Origin of the sequence: Pseudoalteromonas sp. SR45-4, assembly GCF_014163535.1 — a bacterium.
Lineage (GTDB): Bacteria > Pseudomonadota > Gammaproteobacteria > Enterobacterales > Alteromonadaceae > Pseudoalteromonas > Pseudoalteromonas nigrifaciens.
Genome location: NZ_JACJDO010000060.1, coordinates 1 through 15,380 on the forward strand (window position 1 = coordinate 1; position 15,380 = coordinate 15,380).

At 41.8% G+C, this 15,380-nt stretch carries 7 protein-coding genes and 1 pseudogene; 1 reads left to right on the top strand and 7 read right to left on the bottom strand.

Annotated features, from left to right (window positions below):
* Window positions 1-87: 87 nt before the first annotated feature.
* Window positions 88-675, bottom strand: coding sequence for a DUF4202 domain-containing protein (locus tag H5058_RS17180; RefSeq protein WP_011329771.1), 588 nt, complete (start codon window positions 673-675; stop codon window positions 88-90).
* Between the two features lie 184 nt (window positions 676-859).
* Here H5058_RS17180 and H5058_RS17185 point away from each other — a divergent pair.
* Window positions 860-2,426, top strand: a pseudogene (locus tag H5058_RS17185) (DUF885 domain-containing protein).
* A gap of 55 nt (window positions 2,427-2,481) precedes the next feature.
* Here H5058_RS17185 and H5058_RS17190 read toward each other — a convergent pair.
* The 6 genes from H5058_RS17190 to H5058_RS17215 all read right to left on the bottom strand — a co-directional run bounded on the left by H5058_RS17190 (window position 2,482) and on the right by H5058_RS17215 (window position 15,018).
* Window positions 2,482-2,943, bottom strand: a complete 462-nt coding sequence (locus H5058_RS17190) for a thioredoxin family protein (protein WP_179807756.1) — start codon at window positions 2,941-2,943, stop codon at window positions 2,482-2,484.
* A 123-nt stretch (window positions 2,944-3,066) separates the two neighbouring features.
* Entirely contained in the window at window positions 3,067-5,037 is a 1,971-nt protein-coding gene (locus H5058_RS17195; protein ID WP_182679198.1) for a hypothetical protein, read from the bottom strand.
* Window positions 5,038-5,228: 191 nt separating this feature from the next.
* Entirely contained in the window at window positions 5,229-6,908 is a 1,680-nt protein-coding gene (gene ilvD, locus H5058_RS17200) for a dihydroxy-acid dehydratase (protein WP_086998204.1), read from the bottom strand.
* A gap of 147 nt (window positions 6,909-7,055) precedes the next feature.
* Entirely contained in the window at window positions 7,056-8,546 is a 1,491-nt protein-coding gene (locus tag H5058_RS17205; RefSeq protein WP_089369085.1) for a glutamate synthase subunit beta, read from the bottom strand.
* A gap of 20 nt (window positions 8,547-8,566) precedes the next feature.
* On the bottom strand, window positions 8,567-13,174 hold the full coding sequence (gene gltB / locus H5058_RS17210; protein WP_182679200.1) for a glutamate synthase large subunit: 4,608 nt from the start codon (window positions 13,172-13,174) through the stop codon (window positions 8,567-8,569).
* A 638-nt stretch (window positions 13,175-13,812) separates the two neighbouring features.
* Window positions 13,813-15,018 carry an anhydro-N-acetylmuramic acid kinase gene (locus H5058_RS17215; protein WP_086998210.1) on the bottom strand — a complete coding sequence of 402 codons (1,206 nt, stop codon included), beginning with the start codon at window positions 15,016-15,018 and terminating at the stop codon, window positions 13,813-13,815.
* Window positions 15,019-15,380: the final 362 nt, after the last annotated feature.

The window sequence follows — 15,380 nt, forward strand, 5'->3', positions numbered from 1 at the left end:
CTAGGTACTAGGTACTAGGTACTAGGTACTAAAATATTAAGTGGCGTACATTAAATGTACGCCATTTTTTTTGTTTAAAATAAAGTATTACGCAACCGCTTTATGAATAAGCCCAACTAACGGTTCGGGTAATGTTACATTACCAGCGAGCACAAAATCACGCGCTTCTACTGACATTTTTTGCCACGTGCGACGAATAATACCAAGCCATTTTTGTTCATCATAATCTGGTTTGGTACTGGTAAAGGCCAACATATAATGTTCAATAAACACCAAACTTGCAATATCCTCCACTAACTGACTGTCTGGGTTGCGTTTAATATCTTGCTTAGCTACCGCGGCATAAACCCGTTGTTGCTGTGCTTCGTTAAAGCCAACTTGTTGCATCAACTCAATTACTCTTGAAGCATGAAATATATAAAGTGCACTACGCCACTGATGATACCCCTGCTTATTCATAGCAAAGTTACTACGCGGCGACTGCCAGCGCTCAATATGCTGGCCGCGTACTGCTATTTGCATAAGCTCATCGGCATTAGGGTTAAAACGCGCTAACATTTCGCTCATACGAGTTGCGTATAAACTTTCTTTTGGCAGGCTCTGAGCATTATATATTTCAGTATTAGGGTCTTGGCTATTTGCTTGATCGATTAAAGTTATTACTTGGTTAAGCATTGTTTTATCTGGTGCGCTATTTAACATGGTACTTATATTTAAATTGGGTTTACTTTACACCATTCTAAGCCGCTCAAAACGAATAAGCGAGTACTGAACGTTAACCGCACTAACAAAGTGTTATCTATAAACAGCACGTGTTAACCTTGAACGATAAAAATTAACTCGCTAAAACGAGATAAACATGTTCAAAAAAACTATTTTAGCTATTTGCTTAACCCTAGTTTCGCTGCCAAGTATGGCTGATAACAATGCCGATTTAAAAAATATAATTGATAAACATTGGCAACACGCCCAAGACGAAAAAATATTTTTTCGTACCGATCCCGACGGCTAGAAACCCAATGGCAAGTTAGCTAATTGGACCGAGCACGCTATTGCTCAGCGTCAACAGTACAATGATGCCGTGCTCGACAATTTAAAAAACATTGATCCTAGCAAACTCAGCGACGCGCAGTTAATGAATTACCGATTATTTAAATATGAACGAGAAACCGAGCAACAAAGCTATCTATTTCAGGATAAGTATTTTCCAGTAAACTTTTTAAGCGGCTGGCATACCTACTTTGCTGAAGCACCGGCTAATATGGCATTTTTAACTGCTAATGATTATGATCACTTTTTAGTCAGCCTTGCCGACTACCCTCGTTTTAATCAAGAAAACATTAACTTGATGAAAGCTGGGATTAAAAATGGTTATACGCACTACTGTAAAACCTTTGAAAATTACAGCAGTAGCATTAGCGCTCATATCGTTAAAAAACCTGAGAACAGCGCCTTATACGAGCCCTTTACCCGTATTCCGAGTACGTTTAGTGCAGAGCAAAAAGCCATATTAAACCACCACCAATGCCACGCCAAAACAAATACACGAACTTGGCTTAAAGGAAGTCGCACGTATAAAAACGCAAATGCAAAACATCATTGATAAAGTGGGCTTTGATGGCACTTACGCTGAGTTTTTAGAGTTTTTAGCGAACGACAAGCAATTTTACGCAACAGACGCGCAAGACTTGCTCGAAAAAACCGCTTTTATTACCCAAAAAATGTATGGCAAGTTACCCACCTATTTTGGCCATTTACCGCGCAACACCTTTACTATTAAAGGCTCAGCAAGTCGCGGCGCGTTTTATATGCCACCGCCTGATAACCGCTCACCAGGTACTTATTTTTTAGCTTCAATACCTAAAATACAGCCTTTATATAACCTAGAGGCACTGAGTTTACACGAAGCAATTCCTGGGCATCATTTACAAAATGCCGTTGCCATGGAGTTAAATGTCCCCCAGTTTAGACGCACCTTAAGCCACTCTGCATTTGGCGAAGGCTGGGGCTTGTACAGCGAACGTTTAGGCAAAGAAGCCGGATTTTATCAAGACCCTTACAGCGACTTTGGCCGTTTGGGCTACGAAATGTGGCGCGCAGTGCGTTTAGTGGTTGATACCGGTATTCATGCCTTTGGCTGGAGCCGCCAAAAGGCTATTGACTACTTGGCAGATCACACAGCCTTGCCGCAAAGTGCGGTTGAGGATCAAATAGATCGTTATATTTCTTGGCCAGGCCAAGCACTGTCTTATAAAATGGGCGAGCTAAAAATACGTGAACTGCGCGCAAAAGCCGAAAAAGAGCTAGGTGCTAAGTTTGATATACGCCAGTTTCACGACACTGTTATCGGCCAAGGTTCACTGCCAATGGCGGTGTTAGAAGCGGTAATAAATGAATGGATTGCACAGCAAAAGTCCGTTATTTGATGTCTGTGGCGCTGAACATTACTCAGCGCCTTTAACCTGCAAGCCCACTCGATTATTAAGGTAGGTTTTTTGTAAGATCTTGCGCAAGTGTGCCCGCTGGTTTTTCAACCATACGTGTTAGTTCTTTGCCATTTTGGCTAACTATAATAGTAGGTGTGTATTGTAAATTATGAGCCTGTGCTACGCCGCTAGCATCTTGCTTGTTGTATCCTACGGCTACAAATTTAATACTCTCTAATTGTACTTTCGACTGTTCAAGCAGTTTAATTAAACGCGGAACTTCGCGCGCGCTATCATGGCACCAAGTACCAAATAATACGGTTAACTCCTTCCCCTTTAATTTTTGTATTAGCGTAATATCTTGTTTGCTAGGGGTAAAGTTTTTATATTGCTGAGCAAAGTTATCATATTCTGCAAGTAAATCTGCCGCGCTAATCCCCCCAGTATAAGGCGCTGTAGCCCCAAAAGTGGACAGTGGCAAACACAGAAAAAAGAATAAAACTAATTTTTTAAACATTAAGGCGCCTTTTTGTATTAATACTGTGAGTGTTTTATTTACTCGATTTAAGAGTATAAGTTAAGTTGATATATGGCTATTTTACAACCAAAGAAAGTCAATAGCATTACTATAATCAAGCCATTATTTATTGTTATCCATAAAAAAGTTTACTTGCGATAACTGCGTTAAATACTCTCGTCTTGCATCTTTATCTTGCGCTAATTTGTCTAAATCACCAATTAATGTAACTAACTTATTATGTGAATAATGGTTGGTATTTTTAAAATCATCTGGCTCACCAATCTCGTTTATACGTTCTTTTTTATCCATTTTGTGGCTGTTTTCGTTGCTTTCAAGCCAAATGTCGTTAATAAGACGAATGTTACTTTCGTGAGTGGTTTTTTCAGTAAGTGCCATTTTTAGCTCATACTGCGATTTATCTTGGTTGTATTGATAGGTTTTTTTATCAATATCTATTTGCTGGTATTGGTCAAGCCCAACTAACTCGTTATTTTTAACGGCGGTATTAATATTGTAACTTTCTTCGCTGTCGTAATAATCGGGCCGGGTATTCTGGTAGTCAAAATGGCTACTTACGTTTTTACTTTGCGTAACCCCTTTTAGCTCACCTGACTTTTGTTGCTCGGTGGCTTGGCTTAGCGCAACGTTACTTTTAGGCTGATAGTCGCCTCTGTCCATGGCAAACTCAAATTTTGCATCAAAATCAGCTAACTTAGAAATACCCGCCCCTAAAGAATTTTGCGTACTGTTGCCAAGCCCTTGATAGCGAGGATCGTTCGTGATCATGTTATCGACTAAATCTGCCACCATGGCGCGACCATCACTAAACTGCTGCGTTGCTAGTGACTCTAACTTGCTATAACGCTGCGCTGCTGAGGACATGCTCGTAAATGCGCCTTTAAATAAAGCAAAGCCTTGCTGCATATTTGCATCGCCTTTTTTACCAAATGCAGACGCTTTCTCGTCGCTACTATTATGGCGGCTGTCTTCAAGGTTTTTATCTAATGAGGCAAGATACTGCTGCATTTGCTGGTTATCTTTAGCGCCTACCGTAGCCATATCTAAGGTAAAGTCGATTTTATTAGCACCGCGATCCGATTTAAATACCAGCGCTTGCTGCTGCATACTTTCATCTATGCTGTAGCTAAAATCAAGATTGTTTTCAGTAGATAAAACGCTCTCACCTTCGGTCGTTGAAAAAGACACATCAAAACCAGATAACTGCTGATGATTAAAATCAGCTAAAAAGTCTAAGTTCATATCGCCTTGGTTTACCGGCACATAACGGCTGTTAGCATATTGACTGACTTTAAAAAACTCATCAGCCATTTCACCTACACCTGCAAGTACTTCAGTTAGCGCCTGATGCTCAGCCTCTGACAAATCCCCTTCTACTTCATAGCTAAGGCTAAAATTATCAGCCGTTTTACCAGCACTTTCATCATAACCTTGCGATGAGTTAAAGGTAATATTAATAATATCGCCTTCTTTGGTTTTTACTGATAATTGAAAGCGGTAGTTATCGTCATCCTCATGCTTGCTGCGATTAATACTCTCCATATAAGGATTAAGCGCACGCTCAACACGCTGCTGACTAGAGGCTAAAAATGATGTTTGTTGATGCCCTAATTGCCCCAGGTTAAATAAAATATCACTGGTGTTGGCGTAAGCACCCTGAATATCTGTTACCGATTTATTTAAGCGTTGTATGAGCTTATCGCTATGCTCATTTTTAAGTAGCCCTTCTTGCTGACTCGTTATTACAGTACGTATAGCTAACTCTTCAGCGCTGTAGTGGTAGCTCGATATATTTGCTTTTTTTGCAGGAGTGATCAGCACCGAAAGTTGTTGTTGCAGTAATTGGACAACTTTTTCGTCGCTAAACTGACTGAGAAAATCGGACGTTATTTTGGGTGATTGCTCTGGTGTTAACTTTGTTGCTAACTCTGTTGCTAACTCTGGTATTAATTTTGGCGCTATTTCGAGTGGGCTATGTTGCAGTTTGCTGCTAAGGGTATGGTTTGCATTATCAACTGGCAGTACTTGCTTTGTCGCTAAACTAGAGTGGTTATTTGACCCATTGTTAATCATGATCATCCTTAATCGCAAACTGCTATTAAGTATATATCGGTCGGCCAACTAAAAACTTGAGCGATTTATAACCTTGTTACTTAAATTACAAATAAAGTAACAAGGTTATCTAGGGCGTGTTGATCTTTGCGGATTAAAACTCGCTCTATTTAGGGGAGTTTTAATCGCTAATTTTAGCGATTAATTGTGCCTTAACTTGGCTTATCGGTCACGGCTCCGGTAGAAGCTGAGCTTACTGTTCTGGCATATTTTGCTAGTAATCCGCGGGTGTATTTTGGCGCAGGTTGTTGCCAACGTTGTTTCCTACTGGCCATTTCTTCATCAGTAATATTAAGAGTCATTTCACGGCTTTGCGCGTCAATAGTAATGCTGTCACCATTTTCTACTAGTGCAATGGCGCCGCCTTCGTAAGCTTCTGGTGTAACGTGCCCCACAACAAAACCCCTACTACCACCTGAAAAACGACCATCGGTAATAAGCGCCACATCGTTACCTAAACCTTTACCCATAATAGCTGAAGTGGGGCTTAGCATTTCACGCATACCTGGGCCACCTTTAGGACCTTCATAGCGAATTACTACAACGTCTCCGGCTACTACTTGCCCATCTATAATAGCGGCAAAACCTTGCTCTTCTGAGTCATATACTTTTGCGTTGCCGGTAAAGCGTAAACCCTCTTTACCCGTAATTTTTGACACTGCCCCTTCTGGCGCTAAGTTGCCAGCTAATATAACTAAATGACTGTCTTTTTTAATTGGCTGATCAAAAGGTAAAATAATATTTTGCCCTGCTGGGTAATCTGCTACATCGGCTAAATTTTCGGCCATGGTTTTGCCTGTCACTGTCATACAGTCACCGTGCAGCATACCGGCATCTAATAAACGCTTCATCAGTGGCTGAATGCCACCAATTTCAATCAACTCCGACATTAAATATTGACCGCTTGGGCGCAAGTCGGCAATTACTGGTGTTTTATCGCCAATACGCACAAAGTCATCCAATGTTACTTCAACGCCTACCGCATCAGCCATAGCAATTAAATGCAGCACCGCATTGGTTGAGCCGCCTAAGGTAATGATCAGCGTAATTGCATTTTCAAACGCTTTTTTGGTCATAATATCGGAAGGTTTAATGTCATGCTCTAGCAAATAAACAATCGCTTTACCCGCATCAATACAGTCTTGTTTTTTGTTTTGTGAAATAGCATTTTGCGCAGAACTATTTGGCATGCTCATGCCTAAAGCTTCTATTGCTGAGGCTAACGTATTTGCCGTGTACATACCACCACACGAACCGGCCCCTGGTATGGCTGTTTTTTCAATATGTTCTAATTGCGTAATTGGAATATCGCCTGCCGCGTAGCTGCCCACCGCTTCAAATACCGAAACTATATCGGTATGATTTTCACCGGGTAAAATTGTACCGCCGTACACAAATATAGAGGGGCGGTTTAAACGTGCTAAGCCCATTAAGCAACCCGGCATATTTTTATCACAACCGCCAATAGCAATAATACCGTCGTGGCCCATACCCGCCGATACCGCTTCTATAGAGTCGCAAATTACTTCGCGTGATACTAAAGAATATTTCATCCCTTCGGTGCCCATAGAAATACCATCGGATACGGTAATGGTATTATAAATAACGCTTTTCGCACCGGCGCTATCTACGCCTTTACCCACTTCTTCGGCAAGTGTATTAATGTGCATATTGCACGGTGTTACCATAGACCATGTAGAGGCAATACCAACTTGAGATTTTTTAAAATCGTCATCATTAAAACCTACCGCTCGTAACATAGAACGACTAGGAGCCTGAGCGCTACCATCTACAATTTTTTGTGAATATTTACGTGGTTTTTCAGAAGTCATTTCTTACCTTACCTACTTTTTACAAGGTTTATTAATAGAACAAATTATAAAAACAAGCCCCACCTTGCATAATTAATGCGGTAGGGCTTGCTATAATAGATGGTTTTAACTTTTAAAGCAGTTAAAGTTTACAGACTTGTAATCGCTTTAAGGCAAATAGCTTTTACCCATTAAATAGCTGTCAACCTCACGCGCGCAGCGTCGACCTTCATCTATTGCCCACACAATTAAGCTTTGTCCGCGACGACTATCGCCTGCGGCAAATACGCCAGGCTTGCTTGTAGCAAACTTATCGTACTGTGCTGCAATATTAGAGCGAGCATCTTGCTCTAAACCAAATTGTGCAACAAGGCCACCTTCTGGCCCCATAAAGCCCATAGCAATCAGTACTATATCGGCAGGAATTATCTTTTCACTGCCCGCTACTTCTTGTGGCACCATTTGCCCTTTATCGTTAAGTTGCCAAGTAATATCTACAGTGTGCACAGCTTTAACATTACCTTGCCCGTCACTTTCAATTTTTTTAGTCATCACTAAATATTGACGTGGATCTTGGCCTTGCACTGCAATAGCTTCTTTTTGGCCGTAATCAACCAACAAACGTTTTGGCCATTGTGGCCAAGGATTGCTGCTCTCGTCGCGTTGCTCGGGTGGACGAGGCATAATTTCTAGCTGAATAGCACTTTTACACTGATGGCGAAGCGCAGTACCAATACAGTCGGTGCCGGTATCACCGCCACCTATAACCACTACATTTTTGCCTTTCGCATTAATGAACGCTCCGTCTTGATGTTCGCTATCGAGCAAGCTTTTGGTATTGGCTGTTAAAAAGTCCATCGCAAAATGCACACCGTTAAGCTCGCGCCCTGCAACGGGTAAGTCGCGCGGTACTGTGGCACCAATACATAACACGACTGAGTCAAAGTCAGTTTCTAACTGCGCCACACTAATGTCTTTGCCTACTTCAGTATTAGTAACAAAAACAATGCCTTCTTGGGCTAAAATATCAACCCGACGTTGCACTAATTCTTTTTGTAGCTTCATGTTTGGAATACCATACATTAGCAAGCCACCAATGCGGTCGGCGCGCTCATATACAGTAACCATATGGCCAGCTTTATTTAACTGTGCTGCAGCGGCAAGGCCCGCTGGGCCCGAACCAATTACGGCTACATTTTTACCAGTGCGAGATGCAGGTGGCTCAGCAACCACCCAACCTTGCTTAAAGGCATGATCAATAATTTCTTTTTCATGTAACTTAATAGCCACCGGATCGGCGTTAATACCCAGTACACATGCCCCCTCACAAGGGGCTGGGCATACACGCCCAGTAAACTCAGGAAAGTTATTGGTTTTATGCAATAGCTCTACTGCATCTTGCCAGCGGCCGCGATAAATTAAGTCATTCCACTCCGGTATTACATTATTTACCGGACATCCTGCTACTGCCGGTGCAAATTCTGATTTTGCCGACTGACAAAACGGCACGCCACAATCCATACAACGCGAAGCTTGCTGCTCTACATCTGCTTGTGGTATTTCTTCATATACTTCCAGCCAGTCAATTAAACGTTCACCTGCGTTACGCTCAGTTGGCAAGGCACGACCTACGTTGATAAACCCTGTTGGATTTCCCATAATATATTCTCCTTGGCAGCTTAAGCTTTAGCGCTAGCTATGTTGTTTAAATGAATGTCGAATGCTTCAACGGCAATATCATATTCCGAGGTGAATTTTCCGCTACTGCGTACATCATTCATATAACCTTGCATGCGTTTGTAATCAATCGGCATTACTTTAACAAAGCGCTTAACATTGCTGTTCCAATCTTTTAATAAATCACTGGCAACATCTGAACCTGTAGCATCAAAATGTTGGCTAATTAAGGCTTTTAATTCGTGGCTTTCAGCGTCGGTATCTACACTTTCAAGTGCGACCATTTCCATATTGCATTTAGCCGCAAAGTCATTATTTACATCAAGTACGTAAGCAACACCGCCCGACATACCTGCAGCAAAGTTTCGACCAGTTGCGCCCAAAATAACCACTTTACCGCCGGTCATGTATTCACAACCGTGATCCCCCACACCTTCAACAACGGCTGTTGCGCCCGAGTTACGTACACAAAAACGCTCCCCCGCTATACCGCGTATAAAGGCGCTACCCGAAGTTGCTCCAAAAAAGGCCACATTACCAATGAGGATATTTTCACTAGCAGCAAACTTAGCTTGTTTACTAGGGTACACCACTAAATTTGCGCCAGAGAGTCCTTTACCAAAGTAGTCGTTGGCATCGCCTTCAAGTTCAAAACGTAAACCCTTGGTTGAAAAACAACCAAAGCTTTGTCCCGCTGAGCCGTTAAACTTAACCTTAATAGTATCTTGCGGTAAGCCATCTGCATGGTACTTTTTAGAGATTTCGTTAGAGATCATCGCCCCTATGGTTCTGTCAGTGTTAATCACATCGTATTCAAGCGCCACACTTTGCCCAGACTCTAGTGCCGCTTGAGCATCTTTGATCATTTTGCGATCGATAATGTCGTCGATTAAATGCTTTTGCTTTATTGATTGATACAGAGTTTCGTTTTCAGCGCATTCTGCTTTGTGTAATAGTGGAGTTAAGTCAACGCCTTGGTATTTCCAATGGTCAACATCTTTGCGCTGTGTAAGGCACTGAGTTTGGCCTACCATTTCTTCAATACTTCTAAAACCAAGCTCAGCCATAATTTCGCGTAAACCTTCTGCCATCATGGTAAAAAAGTTAACTAAAATATCGGCACGACCAGTAAACTTGTCGCGCAGGCCTTTATCTTGTGTGGCAATACCAACTGGGCAAGTATTTAAATGACACTTACGCATCATAATACATCCCTCAACCACCAATGCTGTGGTAGCCATACCATACTCTTCTGCACCAAGTAGCGTTGCAATGGCTAAGTCGCGTGGCGTTTTAAGTTGCCCATCGGTTTGTACCGTAATACGGCTACGCAGTTTATTACGCACCAAAGTTTGATGCGTTTCAGCCAAACCCAGTTCCCACGGTAAGCCCGTATGTTTAATTGAGCTCAGTGGTGACGCACCGGTGCCGCCATCGTGGCCCGCAATCAATACCACATCGGCATAAGCTTTTGCCACACCCGATGCAACCGTACCTACACCCGCTTCTGATACTAATTTAACGTTAATGCGCGCGTCGCGGTTGGCGTTTTTAAGATCAAAAATAAGTTGCGATAAATCTTCAATAGAATAAATATCATGGTGTGGCGGCGGCGAAATCAAGCCCACCCCTGGCGTAGAGCCACGAGTTTTACCTATCCATGCATCTACTTTATCGCCGGGTAATTGCCCACCTTCGCCCGGTTTTGCGCCCTGCGCCATTTTTATTTGTAGCTCATCGGCATTCGCTAAATAATGGCTAGTAACACCAAAACGACCCGAAGCCACTTGTTTAATTCGCGAATTCATCGAATCGCCATTTTCAAGCGCAGTATAACGAATTGGGTCTTCGCCGCCCTCACCGCTGTTACTTTTACCGCCAATGCGGTTCATAGCTATGGCTAAAGTAGTGTGTGCTTCCCACGAAATTGAGCCAAACGACATGGCACCCGAGGCAAAACGTTTAAAAATATTGGCAACCGGTTCCACTTCGCTCAAGGCAATAGCAGGACGATCGCTATTCAATTGTAATAAACCCCTTAAGGTAAAGGCTTCTTTACTTTGATCGTCCACCGTTTTTGCATACTGTTTAAATTGCTCAACATTATTACTGGCTGTTGAATGCTGCAGTAAGCGAATTACCGTGGGATTAAATAAGTGCCGTTCACCATCATGACGCCACGAGTATTCTCCGCCTGTAGGCAGTAGTTTATCTATAGCAATGCGGTTGGCCTCAGGGAAACCCTCACGGTGGCGTAATAGCGCCTCTTGGGCAATTTGATCTAGGCTTAAGCCTTCAATGCGGCTAACCGTACCGGTAAAGTACTGATCAATAACCTCTGAGTTAATGCCTAAGGCTTCAAAAACTTGCGCACCTAAATACGACTGTAGCGTTGAAATACCCATTTTAGAGAAGGTTTTTAACAAGCCGCTGCCTACCGCTTTGGTGTATTTTTGGGTAATTTGTTCATTCGTTAAGTTAGTATCAAGTACGCCTTCATCACGTAAACCATACATGCTCTCTAGGGCTAAATACGGGTTAACTGCCGCAGCGCCATAACCAATAACAGTAGCAAAATGATGCGTTTCGCGTATATCACCCGACTCCAAAATTATATCGGCAGATGAGCGTAGTTTTTCACGAATTAAATAGTGATGCACCGCAGCTGTTGCCAATACCGAAGGTATAGCAACATGGTCGCTGTCTACGCCACGGTCACTTAAAATGAGTATTTCATAATCATCTTCAACGGCATTTTTGGCATATAAACAAATACGATCCAGTGCTCTTTTTAGTGCACCTGGCCCACCGCTGGCTTTAAAAGTAATGTCGATCGTTTTAGCTTGAAGATGATTGTTATCTATATACTGTAGTTTGCGTAATTGCTCATTGGTCAATACAGGCTGTTCTATTTCAACCTTATGGCAATGCCCAGGTGTTTCATCGAGCAAGTTAAGTGAGCGGCCAATATAACCGCGCAACGACATAACCAATTCTTCACGAATAGGGTCAATAGGTGGGTTGGTTACTTGCGCAAATAACTGCTTAAAATAATGTGATAATTGTTGCGGGCGATGCGACAGCACTGCAAGCGGCGTGTCGGTACCCATAGCGCCTAGTGGCTCTTTAGCCGTACCAACCATACCCGCTAGTACTAGGTTAAGATCTTCGCTGGTGTAACCAAATGCTTTTTGTATTTTTCGCAGCTCTGCCAATGGCGGCTGGGCAAAAGACGCGCTAGGAACGGGTAAATTGTCTAATTCAATTTTGTTTTCAGCTAACCAACGAGCATACGGCTGAGCCGAGCTAACGTGTTGTTTTACTTCGTCATCACTAATAATGCGACCTTGCTCTAAGTCAGCAATAAATATTTTACCCGGTTGCAAACGCCCTTTTTCAACAACCGTTGATTGATCAACGCACAATGCACCGGTTTCAGAGCCCATCACTAGCGTGCCATCTTCGGTTAACAAGTAACGCGAAGGGCGCAAACCATTACGGTCAAGTGTTGCACCAATAACGTTGCCATCGGTAAACGATAACGATGCTGGGCCATCCCATGGCTCCATAATACACGCATAGTATTCATAAAATGCGCGCTTGGTGGCATCCATATTGGTTTGTGTTTGCCATGCTTCTGGCACCATCATCATCATTACTTGCGCCAAAGACCGTCCGCTGAGCACTAATAGCTCAATAGCCATATCAAGATTAGCCGAATCTGAGTTATCGTTATTACACACCGGATTTAACATATTCAATTCAGCATCGCTAAAATTAACCGAGCTAAACAATGCCTCACGAGCATTCATCCAGTTAATATTACCGCGTACCGTATTAATTTCACCATTGTGGGCTATATAACGAAACGGCTGAGCGCGGCGCCAAGCAGGAAAAGTATTGGTTGAAAAACGAGAATGAAACATCGCCATTCCCGAAATAGTACGCTCGTCTTGCAGATCAAGGTAATACTGGCGCACTTGCTCGGTAGTAAACTGGCCTTTATAAACAATTTTGGTAGATGACATTGAGGTTACATAAAATTCGTCACGTTCGGTGAAATCTAAACCATTAATTTTATGCGAGGTGTATTTACGCAGCACAAACAGCTTACGTTCAAATTCTTGTGCGCTTAGCGCTTGCGGCTTAGCAATAAACACTTGCTCAATATTTGGCTCGCTTTCAAATGAAGCCGCGCCTAACATAGAGTTATCGCCCGGAACATCCCGATACCCTATTAAGGTTAAACCCAGTTCGGCAATATTTTGATTTAGTATTTTTTTACACGCGTCGCTAAGTGCTTTATCGCGCGGGAAAAAAATCATCCCCACACCATAGTTTAAGGCGCTTGGCAGCGTCCACCCTAGCTTTGCGGTTTCTTGACGGAAAAACTCATGAGGAATTTGAATAAGAATACCAGCACCATCACCACTTTTAACGTCAAACCCTGTTCCACCACGATGTTCCATGCAGCTGAGCATGGTGAGTGCATTTTCGATAATATCGTGTGACTTTTTACCCTTAAGGTTAGCGACAAAGCCAATGCCGCAACTGTCATGTTCAAATTCAGCGCGATAAAGACCTTGGGATTTTTTGCTCATATCATTCATTACTTATTCCTATTTCATCAGCCTATTGCTATCAGCTAAATTGTGCTTACTAATTAAGTCATATATTTTTATATACTCGAGGTATGCGCTTATCTCATTCAAAAAATCGTTAAAATGCCTAAAACAGCCACTGTAAAATCTTTTTTGAATTTGTATAGTGCAGTATTTATTAGTGAAAACTTTAATCAAAGGGGGATAAAAACTAGCCGTAAAATAACGCTGAGTCAACCAAGAAATGAATATACATTCAGATTATATGAATATATATAGTCAAAAATAGTTATTAACAGCCCATTTACACTGCATTTAATAACTATGCATTATGTTTTAAAAAAGCGCATAGTTGATTAGGATGGGTTTGGTCTTTTTAGTTATAAAAGTGCACCACTAAGGTCTGAGGGGCGAAACTAAGGGAGGATTGGTGCATCTTTAAAAAGTAAATAAGCAATAACATTTTTATAATAATTAAAGCGCAGCTGCAATTAATTACTACAAAACAATATTCACGCTAATGGCAGCGCAAAAAAATAAGCTTACCCTATAACAGTAAGTCGCAGTTATGCAAAGGCCAAACAGTGAGTTTGGCTAGGTCTCACCTAAAAAATTAAGCTTAAAAATTAAGCCTAGAATATGTGGTTTCAATCTGCAAAACTCACTTTACCCATAGTAACGCCTGCAATTCCTTGAGCTTTATTATCAAGGTGTAGCTGCTCACCGGCTAAGCATTCGTTAGCTAAAATAGCAAAAAGTACCGCTTCTTTCGCGTCGGGATCAACCCCTAATGCGTGAGTATTTTTAAAACCTTTTATGGCCGGACAAAGCGTTACTAAATGTTGCATTAAGAGTAAATTGTGAATGCCGCCGCCACTGGCATACACCACACTATTGGGCGCCATTTTTACACACGTATTTAGCGCATTGGCAATAACCTCTGCGGTAAAGCGGTTTAAGGTGGCCATTACGTCTTGATGACTTAACTTTTGGGTATTTGAAGCCTGTTGCGCAGCCTCTAAATAAGCCAGATTAAACACTTCAGGGCCAGTAGTTTTTGGCATTTTTAGGGTTAAAAAATGATTGTCGCAAAGCGCTGTTAGTAACGCACTATTAATAACGCCCGCTTTCGCTATCGCAGCGTTTTCATCGTAATGCATGTTATTAAAATAACGCTGCACATAGGCGTCCATAATGGTATTACATGGACCAATGTCAGAGCTAAATACTGCGTTGCTATCACCATTTTGGGGTAAAAAAGTGAGGTTAGCTATACCGCCCATATTGAGTAAAATACGATTTTCGTCAGAGCTTGAAAAAAATAAATAATCACCATACACGGCAAGTGGTGCGCCCTCGCCGCCTGCTGCTATATGCTTTTGCCGAAAATCGCCAATGGTAGTAATACCTGTAGTAACGGCTATTTGGTCGCTATCGCCAATTTGTAAAGTGCCATTGTTAAAGTCGTTATACTGATGCTGGCTTTTAGGGCAATGGTAAATAGTTTGTCCGTGGCTGGCTATTACGTCTATGTTGGCTGGGTTTATCTGCCAGCTTTTTAAACACTGATTAACCATGTCACCATGTAATTTACCAACCCAAGGGTGCAGTAACGTAAGGTATTCTAAGTTGCATTCACGCTTGGCGAATACCTGCTTTATTTTTGTTTTATAATCATCGCTATAATCAACCGTAGTAAACTTTAAAACCTCAATTTGGGTATGCACACCCGCGGCAGTTATTTTACATAAGGCAACATCAAGCCCATCTAACGAGGTACCACTCATTAGGCCTATAATTAATCGGCTTGGCTTTAACGCACTGTTATAAAGCTTACTAATGTGTGGGTGCATAATAATTTCGCATCTATTGTTGTTAAGTTAATAGCATTCATTTTAGAGTAGTTTAAATAAAAGTTATAGCGCTATAGAAATCAGTTAATCCACTTATAAACTCACCTTAGAGTAAATACTCACACCTTGGGGTTGATTTTTTAACCGTGTGCCCAAAACTCCTGTATTAAGATATACATACTTAACCTGAGCTCTGGTTAAGAGATTTACTAACGTATTGAATCATCGTTATATTTGATTTTATTTTCTCTAGCCAGAGGTTTTCAGTGAAAACAAGGCGAATTTACGCGTCAATAGCTGGCCTATTGCAAGTAAATTCAACGCAGTTAGCGCTGAAAATAGCTGCTTGAGATAAGTTTATT

Bases quoted from the DNA above. Each gene is read 5' to 3' on its own strand.
- H5058_RS17180 (WP_011329771.1), bottom strand. From the start codon at position 675: ATGCTTAACCAAGTAATAACTTTAATCGATCAAGCAAATAGCCAAGAC.
- H5058_RS17190 (WP_179807756.1), bottom strand. From the start codon at position 2,943: ATGTTTAAAAAATTAGTTTTATTCTTTTTTCTGTGTTTGCCACTGTCC.
- H5058_RS17195 (WP_182679198.1), bottom strand. From the start codon at position 5,037: ATGATTAACAATGGGTCAAATAACCACTCTAGTTTAGCGACAAAGCAA.
- ilvD (WP_086998204.1), bottom strand. From the start codon at position 6,908: ATGACTTCTGAAAAACCACGTAAATATTCACAAAAAATTGTAGATGGT.
- H5058_RS17205 (WP_089369085.1), bottom strand. From the start codon at position 8,546: ATGGGAAATCCAACAGGGTTTATCAACGTAGGTCGTGCCTTGCCAACT.
- gltB (WP_182679200.1), bottom strand. From the start codon at position 13,174: ATGAATGATATGAGCAAAAAATCCCAAGGTCTTTATCGCGCTGAATTT.
- H5058_RS17215 (WP_086998210.1), bottom strand. From the start codon at position 15,018: ATGCACCCACACATTAGTAAGCTTTATAACAGTGCGTTAAAGCCAAGC.